The organism is Oceanicoccus sp. KOV_DT_Chl, assembly GCF_900120175.1.
GTDB lineage: Bacteria > Pseudomonadota > Gammaproteobacteria > Pseudomonadales > Dasaniaceae > Oceanicoccus.
The window spans coordinates 146,239-158,999 of the sequence record NZ_FQLF01000002.1 but is presented as its reverse complement, the minus strand read 5'-3'; the positions used below and the strand labels follow the sequence as shown (position 1 = coordinate 158,999).

Annotated in this window: 12 protein-coding genes and 4 pseudogenes; 14 read left to right on the top strand and 2 right to left on the bottom strand. The window is 45.6% G+C overall.

What is annotated here, in order from left to right:
* Window positions 1-2 precede the first annotated feature (2 nt).
* The 10 genes and pseudogenes from UNITIG_RS04325 (at window position 3) to UNITIG_RS04280 (ending at window position 8,483) form a co-directional block, all read left to right on the top strand.
* Window positions 3-1,361, top strand: coding sequence for a TIGR03752 family integrating conjugative element protein (locus UNITIG_RS04325; RefSeq protein ID WP_101759187.1), 1,359 nt, complete (start codon window positions 3-5; stop codon window positions 1,359-1,361).
* A complete protein-coding gene (locus tag UNITIG_RS04320; protein WP_101757279.1) occupies window positions 1,321-1,677 on the top strand; it encodes a hypothetical protein in 357 nt (118 codons plus the stop codon). Before UNITIG_RS04325 ends, UNITIG_RS04320 begins: the two co-directional genes overlap by 41 nt.
* Before the next feature lie 2 nt (window positions 1,678-1,679).
* Window positions 1,680-4,387, top strand: a pseudogene (locus UNITIG_RS25455) (conjugative transfer ATPase).
* Between the two features lie 769 nt (window positions 4,388-5,156).
* Complete coding sequence (locus UNITIG_RS04310; RefSeq protein ID WP_235015422.1) at window positions 5,157-5,297, top strand: carbon storage regulator; 141 nt, start codon at window positions 5,157-5,159, stop codon at window positions 5,295-5,297.
* A 141-nt stretch (window positions 5,298-5,438) separates the two neighbouring features.
* On the top strand, window positions 5,439-6,290 hold the full coding sequence (locus UNITIG_RS04305; RefSeq protein WP_101757278.1) for a hypothetical protein: 852 nt from the start codon (window positions 5,439-5,441) through the stop codon (window positions 6,288-6,290).
* 28 nt (window positions 6,291-6,318) lie between these two features.
* Window positions 6,319-6,600 (top strand): hypothetical protein, encoded by a 282-nt coding sequence (locus tag UNITIG_RS04300; RefSeq protein WP_145999086.1) that lies wholly within the window; start codon window positions 6,319-6,321, stop codon window positions 6,598-6,600.
* Window positions 6,600-6,965, top strand: a complete 366-nt coding sequence (locus UNITIG_RS04295) for a hypothetical protein (RefSeq protein WP_101757276.1) — start codon at window positions 6,600-6,602, stop codon at window positions 6,963-6,965. Before UNITIG_RS04300 ends, UNITIG_RS04295 begins: the two co-directional genes overlap by 1 nt.
* A gap of 39 nt (window positions 6,966-7,004) precedes the next feature.
* Window positions 7,005-7,352: a hypothetical protein gene (locus UNITIG_RS04290; RefSeq protein WP_145999085.1), complete on the top strand. Its 348-nt coding sequence runs from the start codon at window positions 7,005-7,007 to the stop codon at window positions 7,350-7,352.
* Window positions 7,334-8,254: a hypothetical protein gene (locus UNITIG_RS04285; RefSeq protein ID WP_145999084.1), complete on the top strand. Its 921-nt coding sequence runs from the start codon at window positions 7,334-7,336 to the stop codon at window positions 8,252-8,254. The genes UNITIG_RS04290 and UNITIG_RS04285 overlap by 19 nt, the downstream gene beginning before the upstream one ends.
* Before the next feature lie 10 nt (window positions 8,255-8,264).
* Window positions 8,265-8,483: a hypothetical protein gene (locus tag UNITIG_RS04280; protein WP_101757273.1), complete on the top strand. Its 219-nt coding sequence runs from the start codon at window positions 8,265-8,267 to the stop codon at window positions 8,481-8,483.
* 204 nt (window positions 8,484-8,687) lie between these two features.
* Here UNITIG_RS04280 and UNITIG_RS04275 read toward each other — a convergent pair.
* A pseudogene (locus tag UNITIG_RS04275) lies at window positions 8,688-8,938 on the bottom strand (transposase); the annotation flags it as partial.
* Window positions 8,939-9,000: 62 nt separating this feature from the next.
* Window positions 9,001-9,210: pseudogene (locus UNITIG_RS24040) on the bottom strand (tyrosine-type recombinase/integrase); the annotation flags it as partial.
* Window positions 9,211-9,579: 369 nt separating this feature from the next.
* Here UNITIG_RS24040 and UNITIG_RS04265 point away from each other — a divergent pair.
* The 4 genes and pseudogenes from UNITIG_RS04265 (at window position 9,580) to UNITIG_RS04250 (ending at window position 12,757) form a co-directional block, all read left to right on the top strand.
* The gene (locus UNITIG_RS04265) at window positions 9,580-10,065 is read left to right on the top strand and encodes a TIGR03757 family integrating conjugative element protein (RefSeq protein ID WP_159931083.1); all 486 of its coding nucleotides are present in this window, start codon (window positions 9,580-9,582) and stop codon (window positions 10,063-10,065) included.
* Window positions 10,058-11,070: pseudogene (locus UNITIG_RS04260) on the top strand (TIGR03756 family integrating conjugative element protein). Before UNITIG_RS04265 ends, UNITIG_RS04260 begins: the two are co-directional and overlap by 8 nt.
* A complete protein-coding gene (locus UNITIG_RS04255) occupies window positions 11,067-12,416 on the top strand; it encodes an integrating conjugative element protein (RefSeq protein WP_101757271.1) in 1,350 nt (449 codons plus the stop codon). The pseudogene UNITIG_RS04260 and the gene UNITIG_RS04255 overlap by 4 nt, the downstream one beginning before the upstream one ends.
* Entirely contained in the window at window positions 12,413-12,757 is a 345-nt protein-coding gene (locus tag UNITIG_RS04250) for a hypothetical protein (protein ID WP_145999083.1), read from the top strand. The genes UNITIG_RS04255 and UNITIG_RS04250 overlap by 4 nt, the downstream gene beginning before the upstream one ends.
* Window positions 12,758-12,761: the final 4 nt, after the last annotated feature.

Below are 12,761 nucleotides of genomic sequence, written 5' to 3'. Positions count from 1 at the left end.
TGATGGCTGAAAAGCGTATGAACCCCTTGCTTATAGCTGGCGTTGCAATGGCTATTGGACTCTTGTCATTAGTGATGTGTTCTGAGCAGCGAGAAAGTTTCCAGCCGATTGATCAAATGCCGGGGTACGATCCTGAAGTCAAACCGCAGGACGGTGATACCCAAACCGATACCATCAAAGCATTGCAGGCCTATGCTCGCGAGGCGGTACAAAAAGCCGATACGCTAAATGCATCGACCAAAGAAAATATGGGTAAGGTGTTTGAAAATCAGCAAAAAGTTTCAAAGCTGGAAGCCGCGAATAAACAAGCACAGGAAACATTGAACGAAACCAAGCTGACCATAAACGTATTGCAACAAAATATTAGCGAGCTAAAACGCGAATTAGCCGATTGGCAAAAAGAGAAAGCGCCTAATGGTGTGGGTCAATTAAATCAGGAAGGGCTTCCAATCGGTTTTGGTTTTGACGGTAAAAACGTCATTCCCGTTAATCCTGATCAAGGCGCTTGGTATAACCCTATTGATTATGTTGATCCTGAAAATAACGCTGGCAAGAATGCACGATTCACAGGCCTGCTGCCTCGCTCGCCTGATACGGCTCAAGTGAATAATAAGGCCAAGGGTGCAGAGATAGAAAAACAAATTAGTGTAGAGCCGATTTATACCTTACCCAAAGACGCCACGTTGACGGATGGGTTGGCTCTGACGGCCTTGATTGGCCGCATCCCCGTAGAAGGTCAGACGCCCGATCCCTATCCGGTAAAAATCTATATTGGCAAAGACAATCTGTTAGCGAATGGCCATGACATGCCAGAGGTCGAAGGCATGATTTTCAGTGGTCTGGGGTTTGGTGACTGGAATCTTTCTTGTGTCAGCGCTCGCTTAACATCGGCCACCTTTATCTTTGAAGATGGTTCTATCGTCAACCACAGCAGCCAAGGTAAACCTTTGGGTTATATCTCTGACCCCAGTGGTGTGCCCTGCGTCGCCGGGCGTTTTGTTACCAATGCGCCGTCATTTATTTCTCAACGTATTGGCTTGGCTGGATTAGGTGCGGCTGGCTCTGCTTATGCCGAAGCACAACAGCAACGCCAAACATCATCCCTAACGGGTTCAACCACAAGCACAGTCGTCGGTGATATTAATAAATTGGTAGCCGGTGAAGCGGTGGAGTCAGCCACCGATGAAGTAAGCCGTTGGTTGTTGGCGCGACAAAAACAAAGTTTTGATGCGGTAGTCGTTAATCCTGGCGCGGCAATATCGGTCCATTTGGATCGTAGTTTATCGCTGGATAAAAGTTCAATTTCAAGGAGGGTGCGTTATGCGAAAGATGATGCTCATAGTAACCGTAATTTGGATTAGCGGCGGATTGTTGTCGGCTTGTACAACGTCCAAGGCAAAAGTCTTTGGCACGGACATGCCATCGATGAAGACCATTCACGATAATAAATTTCATAAAACTAACGATGTAAAACTGAAAAAACCTGATCGACTGGACAGTGATAAAGAAGAATCGATGCAGGGTGATTTTATGTGGTTGCCAAATCCAACTTTGAGTATGTATGTCTTCAAACATCTAACACCAGCAGGTCATCCAGTGCCTGGCTACAGCACATTTTTCCGGATGTATACGCAAGACCATATTGCCATACCGAGTGAACAAGGAGGGTGGGAATAGCCATGCTATTTAAACCATCAAAAAACACATCAGTGGTTACTGATAATGATGTCGATCAGCTCTATCGTCGCCCGGTCACCTTGGGCGATTGGTTGCCTTGGGTGGATTACGACGAGGCTTCCGAAACTTTCACGCTCGAAGATGGATATAGCGCTGCAGCGATGTTTGAAATTACCGGTGTATCTACCGAGGCGCGTTCTGACAGTTTTCTGCATGAGGTTCAGGCTAATATTCAAACTTGTATCAATCATACCATCCCTGCACATGACAACCCCTTTGTGCTGCAATGCTTTGTGTCGGATGAAGATTCACTGTCAGTATTGTCTCGGTCCCTTGATGCTTATGTAGAAACACATTGCAGGCAAACAGAAGAACATCGCCTTCTGGCAAAGAATTTTGTAGCCCGTATGCAACGGCATTTTAAGCGAATGACACGGAGCTCAGGGCTGTTTGAAGATACCACGGTTACTGGTGGTAATTGGCGAGGTAAAGTGCGTCGCGTGCGAGTGTTTCTTTATCGTCGGCGAGAGGTTAATGATAACGAGCATGCTGATCCCGTTATTGAAATAAATCAGGTTGCTGAACGTTTTGTTACACAGATGGTAGCAAGCGGAATCGGTACTCGACGTTGTGACGACGGTGATCTCTACACTTGGTTATTGCGATGGTTTAACCCCACGGCGGACGTGGTTCAAGGTGATCTCGATGCCTTGATCGAGTTACTTCCCTTACCCAAAAAAAAGGATCAGGTATTTAGCCACGACCTATCGGAATTATTATTTCTGACACAACCAGAGTCTGATAAGCAACACGGTGTTTGGTGGTTTGACGAGTTGCCACACCGAGCCATTACCGTTGATGCGTTGAGGCGTAAACCCTTACCCGGTCACTTTACTGGCGAACGACAGGTTGGTGATAATTTATATGCGCTATTCGATAAGCTGCCTGAAGGCAGCATTCTTTCCATATGCCTGACTCTGCAACCACAGGACTTGGTAGAAAACCATGTGGTGCAAGTGCTCAATGCTGCAAAGGGCGAAACCGCCGAGGCGATGGCCGCTGAGCAGGATGCTAAAGAAGCACTGAAATGGATGTCCCATGGTGACTATCTGCTGCCTACAGTCATAACGCTTTTCACTCGTGGTGATTCACTGGCTGATCTGCAAAAGAAAACCAATGAAGCCAATGCGTTGTTATTGGCTAATGGCTTGCACCCCATTCGAGAAAAAGATGAACTGTTGCCGTTGGATACCTATATTCGACAGCTGCCGATGAACTATGAACCGATGCGGGAAAAGATTAACCGCAAAAGCCGTCTCGTGTTTTCCAGTGATCTGGCTAGATTACTACCCTTCTATGGCCGCAGTCGGGGCACGGGACATCCCGGCATGGTGTTTTTCAATCGCGGTGGCGAGCCGCTAACGTTCGATCCACTGAATAAATTGGATAGAGCCAAAAACGCATTTGGTTTGGTGTTAGGGCCTCCGGGTTCGGGCAAATCTGCTTTGATGGTGTACGTCCTCTTGCAGGTCGTCGCCATTTACGGTGCGCGCATTTACATTATTGAAAAAGGGGATCATTTAAGCTGTTTGGTGACTATTGCAAATACTTTGGCTTGAGCGTCAACCAAATCACGCTTCACCCCAAAGAAGATGTGAGTTTGCCGCCTTTTGCGGATGCCTATGAAATGCTGAAGCGAGAAATTGCTCAGCAAGCTTCCTTTGATGAAGACGCATCATTAGAAGCTTCTGATAGCAGTGATGATCTTGAGGTGCGCGACCTGTTGGGTGAGATGGAGTTGAAAGCCCGGATAATGATAACCGGTGGTGACAGCAAGGAAGAAGCACTCATGACACGGGCCGATAGGCTGACGATTCGAAAAGCAATCATCATCGCTGCAGAAGACAAGCAAGCGGCTGGCAGTCAGGAAATCGTATTAACTGAGGATGTGGTTAGCGCATTGAATAAATTGGCACTGGACGAATCCAGCACGCCCAAGCGCCGAGAGCGAGCCAAAGACATGGGGGATGCGATGGCTCTGTATTGTTCAGGCACTGCTGGGCACTTTTTTAATCGCGTGGGTAAGGCCTGGCCAGAGGCCGATGTCACCATTATGGAAATGGGGTTGTTGGCTAATGAAGGCTATGAAGACCAGCTCGCTTTAGGTTTTATGGGGTTGATGAATCAAATCAATGGCGTCGTAGAAAGGGAGCAGTACGATCATCGTCCCACCTTTGTGTTGGGGGATGAGGCACATTTGATTACCACAAATCCGTTACTCTCCATTTTTCTGGTCAAAATTGTAAAAATGTGGCGCAAACTCGGTGCCTGGTTGTGGTTGGCGACACAAAATCTGGAAGATTTTCCTGACGCTGCAAAAAAGCTGCTCAGCATGTTTGAGTGGTGGATCGCGATGGTTTGCCCCAAAGAAGAAATTGAACAAATCTCTCGCTTCAAAGACCTGACGGAAGAGCAAAAAGGCATGCTTCGCGCAGCCAGAAAAGAACCGGGGAATTACACCGAGGGTGTGGTTTTATCAGATAATCTTCAATGCCTTTTCAGAAATGTGCCTCCACCCTTAGCGTTGGCGCTGGCGATGACGGAAAAGCATGAAAAACAACAGCGCGCTGAGATTATGAAATCTCAACATTGTTCTGAATTGGAGGCGGTGTTTGTTATTGCTGACCGTATGGATGAGGAGTTAGGTTAGCTAATGAGTGACTGTCGGTATTAATAGTTGAATCTGTTTATAAAATATTTAGTATATAAAATAGTCAGATTCACAATCCAATACAGAAAGAACCTCTATGGACTTGTTGGATGGGTGAATAACTAATGAAGCATGATCATTGTTGTCTTCTTATTAGCAGCCTTCTGCTAAGAGTTTGTTAATCAGAATGTCCTTTTCATCAATATTAACACTGACACTTATCTTTGGCATTGCACTACACATGCCGTAAGTTTGTCGAGGTGTTATCTTTATCGTTGTTTTTACTGTCTGACCTGCCATGACGTCAACATGATTGAAAAATCGATCAGAATAATCGGAATAGATTATAGTCTGCCCATGACATTGACTGTTTTATCGATGAGCACGGCGAATTTTCTGGGGAAGTGTTAAACCATTTTTGCGGCGATCTTGTTGAGGTCATAAAGGCACTAGAAGAGAGTTATTCCGGCTGTTATGAATGCCTGGCCGATTACGCTCAGGAGCTAACGGAACAAACTAGCGAGATTTCGTAGAATCTAGCCTTCTATATCGACTATGAGCGCATTGGGCGCGATATGAAGCTTGGCGGGGATGTATTCGCCATCGAGACTGGGGCTACAAGGAAGTGCATTTATTCTGGAGTCTCTAGAAAGAACAGGGGCAAGCTGGTAGGCTTGCCCTTCCACTTACCAGATAAATCAAGGACGGATTTATGTTAGTTCTCACCCGCACGGAAGGTAGCTCTCTTTTTATCGGTGATGATATTTAAATCACCATTCTGTCTCAAAATGGCAACCAGGCTCGTATCGGCATCACCGCGCCGCAGGATGTGCCCATCCTGCGGGACGAGCTTATCGCTCGAAACGATGCTCCCGCATCAAACGCGATAAAGAGCGATAACGGGGCGTAATGTCCCGTATTTGACCATTTCTGTGGCCCATTCACATTTCGGGAAAGGGGTGTTAGACTCGGCCTAACAGCGGCAGGGAATGGTGCAGTAGTCGTCGTTTAAAACAACAACCAAAACCGATGACGACTCAAGGAAGCAAGGATGAAACCCTTACTTTCCCTCCTACTGCTTATCTATGCCCCGTATCTGCTGGCAGATACCGCGCGCATAGCCACCTGGAATCTGGGTGGTTTTCACCAGATCCCCCAATCCAATCTTAATATGATCGCACTAGGCCTCAAACTCCTTGATGCCGATATTATCGTTCTGCCTGAACTTAATCCGCTCTCCAGCGGTGAATGGCTAGCAACTACCCTAAGTCACGATCTTGATCCCTGCCATAAAGCTATCGTGCCTGACCAGCCACGCGCAAGGCAGGAAATCGGCTTTCTTATGAAATGCGATGTTGAAGTACTGGGATCAGGCATGATTATCGGAAGCGATCTTGGCAAGCAAGGCTACCGTAATGCCGCCTTCGTCCATGCCCGCATAGAAAATTATGACTTCATGCTGATCGGTGTTCATTTAAAAGCAGGGCGGGGCACCACAAACAGAAAGCTGCGGGCAGAACAGCTAGAAAAGATTGAAGCCTTTGCACAAGGCATCATCGCCATGGGCGAAAAGGATATTCTTATTGTTGGTGATTACAACATGATCCCCGATGAAGACGAGGAAGATTTTGCAGTTCTGGAAGCACAAGGACTGCCCTTTATGTTTCCCTCTTCCGGTCTTGAGGGCGGCTCCCATATCAGCACCTCTGGCGGCACCCATATCGGTAATCTGCTCGATGGTTTCGGATTTACCATCCTTGATTCCATTGAGTTTAATGCAACTATGCTAAAAATTATTCCCATGCATGAAAAGATGGGGCTATCGCTATCCAATTACCGCAACAATGTAACCGACCACCTGCCGCTCGTTGGGCTATTTGAGACGGGCGTGGATCATGATTGATAGAGAGTGAACAAGGAGGGGTTTATAGATGAGGTTTCTAATATTACTGCTAATGCTTCTGTCAATTGATACTTTGGCGCAACAAGTCCCGGCAGCAGCTTCAACACTGGCTTACGATTCAATGCAAGTGCCTGAGCATAATAAGCAAAAGCCTTCTTTGGGCACAGCACAAGTTCCAGGAGCAAGTGAAGCTGGATTTAATCAGATGCAGAATTTGATTAGAGCACAGACCGGCGTAATACAATTGCTTTCCTCAAAGATAAAAACTCTGGAAGAGCGCGTAAGCAAATTAGAAGCAGGAAATGAATAATGGCTGGCGATATGCAGGAAGCGTTATCAAAATTGACAGAGGCACAAAGTGCGTTTGAAAGAACGACGACTGTTCAGAACCAAGTTCATCAACCATGGTCAACAGATTTAATACAATTCCTTTCGCTAAGTGTTTTGGGTTTTTGTTGTTTGGCTTTGCTGCTGGCAACAGTTCTGCTCTGGCGAAGTGCTTCACCTGCCCAGCAAATACTAAGGATATTTGGTGTTATTTCTATCCTTGGTTTGTCCAGCCTGCTTCTCATTGTGGGATACGATAATGACCAGCTTACACCAATAGTCGGGCTGTTCGGTGCAATTGCAGGCTATTTACTTGGTAAAGATGCAAAAGGAGATGATACGAAATGAAAGAAAGAAGCCAGGCGGAGAGTAAGGAACGTGAGCATATTGAGCAGAAAGCATATTCTATTGGTCACGACCTTGCTGGTTCAAGCATGCTCAACAGTTACAAATGAAACAGTAAAAAATAATCCTATATGGCGATTTGGGGTCGTAAAAATTGATATTAGTAGAGAGAAAAATGAAACGGAAAAAAGTGATATAACGACACTTGGCTTTTGGGTTGATGAGTCAAGTTCCGGTATTGGTTACAACAGCACTAAAAAAATATCCCTTAATGATTCATGTCGTATAGTCGTGATAGTTAAAAATGAAGAACAGCTAGAAAATCTAAAAATATTCTTTAAAAACAATGATATTCTGAATGGAGACGGACTGTGTATAGAATTAGAGTAATGAGAGCTTGCTCCCTGTTAATCTGCTTATTTATTGTCCAGGGGTGCGTTTTAAACGGCGATGAAAACCCTCACAATGATGTCCTCGTTTTTGGGACGACAACTAAATTTGCTCTTGATGTATCTGCGCCGATACAAAATGGAGGTATCCCTGAATTTACACTTGGGTATAAACGTCTAGAGGCTGTATGGATGCCGTTGAAGCCTAATGGAAAGGTTGATTATAATCCGGATGATGACGTGTCAAAATTAATAACTAATATCAAGAAGTGTGATGATAGCTTAAAAGATACGATAACTGACCAGAAACAAAGGGCTAGCTTCTGTTTAACTGCTGTACTACCTGCGGGTAAATATGTGTCCCTGTCATCGGGCATTGAAGAAACAAAAGGCGGCAATGAGCTCGAAATTGATACTTACTCGGTCTTTGCCAGTTTGGGCGCAAAAGGAACTTTAGGGTTTAACTCGGCTTCAGGTAATCTTGCTCAATTTTTTGCAACAGGCGTTGCTGCCCAGAGGTTGGGGGCTAATCAGTCTGTAGGAATGGCATTGAACGCCGAGGCACCAGAGGCACAGGGAAAAAAGGCCGAGGCCGAGCAGGAAAAATCCAAAGCCGATCAAGAGAAATCCAAAGAAGTTCAAGCACTATTGGATGCAGGTGCGACTCCTGAAGAAGCTACCACCCTTGCAAACGGGACTAAGGATCAGATTAGTAGCTTGAACAAGGAAATCATTGAAGCCAAAGGCTGTGTTTTCGCATGGAAAGGCACCACGCCTGCAAACTTAATAGACGCAGAAGCTAAGAGAATTAGCGGGTATCACAATAATGAAAAGCGGCTAGTCTCTGATCTCAAGAAAGATGATGCGGCAAGGGCAGAAATTCTCAAAGCGTGCAGAGCATAGGAGTATAGTCATGAGAAATAATATAGTAACTGTTTTTTGTGCTGGCCAGAGTGAAGTAAATCAAGCAGTACACACATGGGTAAACGTGAAGGGGTACACCCTTAGACTGAAGGCTGAAGCGGAATACGAAGCTGCTCATTTTCAATCTTCAGGGGCTGGGGCGTATGGTCGAAGTGCTTGTACTCCGGCAGATAAATATAAAATTATTTTAGTATTTGAGGGCGACTGACCGTAGGGCTGGAATGAATATTGCTCGATTACCAGTTCTATAAGTGTCAGACGTTAGAGAAGTGCGGGTATCAAGTAGGAGTGCATATGGATGATTTAGATGGTGTGATTGAAGAGCTGAAAAAAAGACGCGGATAAATGAGCTAAAAACTCAGTCTCTAGAGCATGCTTAGACCCTGTAAATAATTCTGTCTAACTGCCAAGTTCAAATATAATCTGCTAAGCGGTCTTCAAAATCAATCATAAATCGATTGAGTGCAGGCTTCCAGTTCCTGATAGGCATAGTCCATTTTTTGAGGCGTTCTGTATTGCTAGGTAAATTACTTTCTTCGCCGCATCATCAGTAGGAAACAGCTTACGCTTGTTAATGGCCTTATGGATAACGCTGTAAAGCGATTCGATGGCGTTGGTGGTGTAGATAACTTTCCTGATATCAGCTGGGTAATTAAAAAACGTATCAGGTTATGCCAAGTAACCGAAGCTGTGCTAGCGACAGCATCGCCTGTCGATTCCGTCCCCCCTTTGCCTTGCTCGATGTGGAGCAGCATCCACTGGCTATCAACGTCACTGACCTTAAAATGCGTGACTTCGCTGGCGCGAAGGCCTGCACCGTAAGCGGTTGATAGGGCCGCTTTATATTTTAGGCTCACAGCATCGTCCAGTAATTGTTTTACTTCCTGCTGGCTCAACACGATAGGGATTTTACGCGGTTGATAAATCGTGCTCATGTTTTTGAGTGCATCGGGATTATTAAGAGTTACGTCAAATAAGAAATGCAGGCCGCTAAGTAGTCCATTGATCGTGCTGCTGGAAGGACCTTGATTAACCAGATCCAACTGAAAATAACGTGGTTCTTAGTTGCTATCAGACAATACGTTTTGGTTAAATATTGACGTTAAATTACTCGTGACGTGTTAGATCTGGTAGTTAAAACAGATAACAGAAATAATATTCCTTTTAAATTTAGATAACATTTCAATCCGGCTATCCCTTGTTTCCAAAAATTTTCTTCCTTCTGTGAAACATTTTTCATAGCTGTTTTAAAGCCAAATCATTAATCATGCCTCTCATGGATTAATCAAGGAGGTGTGGCAGCGTTGAATCTAATTTATCACTTGGCACTAATTGTTTGTTGCTGTATCGGTATCTTCCAGCTTGCATGGGCGGATGCTGATCTATCACCAAAATCTGTCATTGTTGTCACTTCAAATCAACGGCCAGTCTCCAATATAAACAGCATCTCGAAAAAATTAGATGACGTTAAACTGATTATTCAAATTCTCAATCTGGATGCAGTTACCAATATAGAGCATCGTCTCAGTCATGGATTACCTGTTGATCCAGTGCAGGCTCGGGCAATGGTTGACCAACGTATTGCCCAGATTGGCCGCTCGCAATTGGATGCTGAATTACGAACAGCGTATTTACCCCTTGGGACGATGATGGCATATGCCCTTAATCGTTACCCTGTAATTATTTTTGATCGACAAGCGGTTATTTACGGCGTGACCGATTTAGCACAGGCAATCAATAAATATCGACAGTGGGTAGAGGATAAACAAGGAGGAACTGCTAATGAATAGCGTTTTTCAAATATTGGTTCTCCTTGCGGTGTTACAGGGATACAACATTCATGCATTTGAAGCTGAGCCCACAACCATTACGACGGCTGATATTGTCGGTGCAATAACGCTGGACCGTTCTTGCTTGAACTATTGCATTACGGGTGTTTGTGTTTGGCTCAGATGCAGTATTTTTGAATGCTCAATTGAAACCAGTATCCGTGTAGCGCACTACAATCCGGATTTGGTCGTGAGTGTTTACGACGAGCCTGGCGATAATCCGTGGGAAGAAATGGTGTCGTTATTTGGTTCATTAGACAACAGCATAGTTAACGGTGTTGTCAGTACCTTCCATGATGCTTTGGTTGGTGGAGGGCATCGTACTGAGGGCGGGAATCCAGCTGCCGACCAAAGCCTCCGTTATAAAGAAGTGACCGCGATTGGCCATCCTTTTTCCTCTGTTTCTGATTTCATCGGCGACAGCGGCTATTACTGCCCATCCGAAGCCGAGTCATTTAATCCGTACCTGCTGTCTTCACTGGATGCATTAACCTGGCGTCTTGGTTTACCGGAGATGTTGTATTTGCAAAACCTGTTACCCGGTCGACGTGTCGTGGGAGATGGCATTCAACAACAATGGGGCCGGTTTGGCCGCGTACAGGCTTTATTAATCAGAAAGATGATACTAAAGCAGCGGCGGTTATTGCCCAGCGGGCTGGCAATATCGTGACTCAGACTCGCCAGCCTCATATTTATAACGCTCTTGACGGTAACGGTTATAACCGCACTTGGTTACCGGGTGAATTAATCGAGAATGATCCTGGTACTGGAGTCTGGCAAATGTTGGCTCCTAAAGTCGATGAGCAATGCTATGCCTTTGGTGAAAACGATGTGTTGAGTACCTCCTGGTCAGAAGGCCGTCATTCAGAAGATAACCGATACGCATTTACCTTATGGCGCCCTTATGAATGCTGTGAGGCACAAGGTGCCTATTTGTTCACGGTACCGGTGAGGGTTTGTCTATGACTAATGGCCATAATTTTGTACACAGGTATTGTAAACTGGTGATTCCGATCATTGGTTTTATAGTTTGTTTTCCAATATGCGCTCTAGAAGCGCCAACCAACGATAGCTTGTTCTATTACAAAATCGGTGGCGGTCGTGATATCGCCATTCCTCCCAGTCTTAACATCACCACCATTGATCTATCGTTCAATGGACAGGCTTCTGCCCTCAGTTGCAGTGGTTTTGACCCGATGGTCGCAATTGAAAGCTCACTAGACAATTTACGAAATGGCGTTGATAACGCGGTTAATGCCATTGAGTTGGCCGCGACTGCTGCGATAGCCAATTTGCCCGGCTATATTCTTCAAAAAGCTAACCCTGGTCTGTATGACCTTTTTCAAAATGCTTTACTGCGTGCCAATGAATCTTTTTCTTTGGCCACTAAAAGCTGTGAACGCATTCAGTACGAAATTGCAAAAAATACTAACCCTTTTGATGAGTGGGCGTCGGTCAGCTGGGGTGATTCTTGGAAACGTTCGGTGGGTATCGGAGGTGCCAATATTTACGATGCTGTTGATGATGCTGAAGATGCCCCGAATGCTGGTATCGAATGGGTCGGCGGTATAAGGGCTGGTGGTACCAATCAGCCTCCGATCCGTGTGCTGTCAGATGTTGCAGCGGCTGGCTTGAACATTCTCTCGCAGCGTCCACCTGAAACCAGTACTGACCTGCCCGGCAGTGCACCGCTTGCTCAGCATTTCACGGGGCCTAATGCCGTGGATGTTTGGGTGACCAATGTGTTAGGAGAGGTCGAAGTGGGTTTGTGTGATGGATGCAATAAAGGTGCGCGTTCAGGCAAAGGGTTGATTCCCTATATTGAACAGACCACTGAGGAGGTGGTGCAATTATTGGTAAACCTTGTAACCGGAGTCACAACACCTACACGAGCCAATCTTGAGGAAGTTGAAGCGCCTGGAATCGCAGTAACTGTGCAGGTCATTCAAGCCTTACGTAATCAGTCCCCCGACGAAGTGTCTATCGTTATTAATAAGCTTGGACAGGAAATTGCTGAAGCGAGAGTCATGGAAGAGGCAATGATTATTCGTCGTTTGCTGCTTGCGGGGCGTAAAGAGGGCTATGTATCGGCCAACCGGATTGCACAGCGTGAGGTGGTACAGGCTCTGGAAGAATTAGACAGTGAAATTAACAATGTGATTTTTGAAAAGGATGCCAGAAACAAGTTTGTGACCTCCACTGTGGTGGAATTATTGTTACGAGACAATGCCATTCGGCAGTCGTCGGTGAATACACCGGCATCTGTACCGAACGATCCACGCCCACTTAAAAATGGCGGTGTGGAGCAATGACAATGGCTTTCTTGAAACGTCAGTTTTTACTTTGGGGATTTACTTTTACGGGTGTAGGTTTGCTGCTTATGGCCGGGTTGTTGCTCAGTTTATTGATTGGAAATAATCCTCCCCTGGATATTGGGGAGGTGATGGATGGAATGCAGTTTGGTTGGTGGCGCGCTGTTAACTACAGCGTGTTATTGCTGTTCTGGCCAAGACTCGTTTCAGGGGCTGTTCGACATCGTCAACCATCGCAGCACTATCGGCCAAACCGTAGACCGCTAATTATTCTAATCATTCTTTATGAATGTCTGATTGTTCACAATCCGTTGTCCGTCCTACTGGCGTGGGAGGGATAGCGTT

Excerpts from the sequence above, each read along its gene's own strand:
- UNITIG_RS04320 (WP_101757279.1), top strand. The coding sequence starts at position 1,321 with ATGCGAAAGATGATGCTCATAGTAACCGTAATTTGGATTAGCGGCGGA.
- UNITIG_RS04325 (WP_101759187.1), top strand. The coding sequence starts at position 3 with ATGGCTGAAAAGCGTATGAACCCCTTGCTTATAGCTGGCGTTGCAATG.
- UNITIG_RS04295 (WP_101757276.1), top strand. The coding sequence starts at position 6,600 with ATGGCTGGCGATATGCAGGAAGCGTTATCAAAATTGACAGAGGCACAA.
- UNITIG_RS04250 (WP_145999083.1), top strand. The coding sequence starts at position 12,413 with ATGACAATGGCTTTCTTGAAACGTCAGTTTTTACTTTGGGGATTTACT.
- UNITIG_RS04255 (WP_101757271.1), top strand. The coding sequence starts at position 11,067 with ATGACTAATGGCCATAATTTTGTACACAGGTATTGTAAACTGGTGATT.
- UNITIG_RS04280 (WP_101757273.1), top strand. The coding sequence starts at position 8,265 with ATGAGAAATAATATAGTAACTGTTTTTTGTGCTGGCCAGAGTGAAGTA.
- UNITIG_RS04305 (WP_101757278.1), top strand. The coding sequence starts at position 5,439 with ATGAAACCCTTACTTTCCCTCCTACTGCTTATCTATGCCCCGTATCTG.
- UNITIG_RS04300 (WP_145999086.1), top strand. The coding sequence starts at position 6,319 with ATGAGGTTTCTAATATTACTGCTAATGCTTCTGTCAATTGATACTTTG.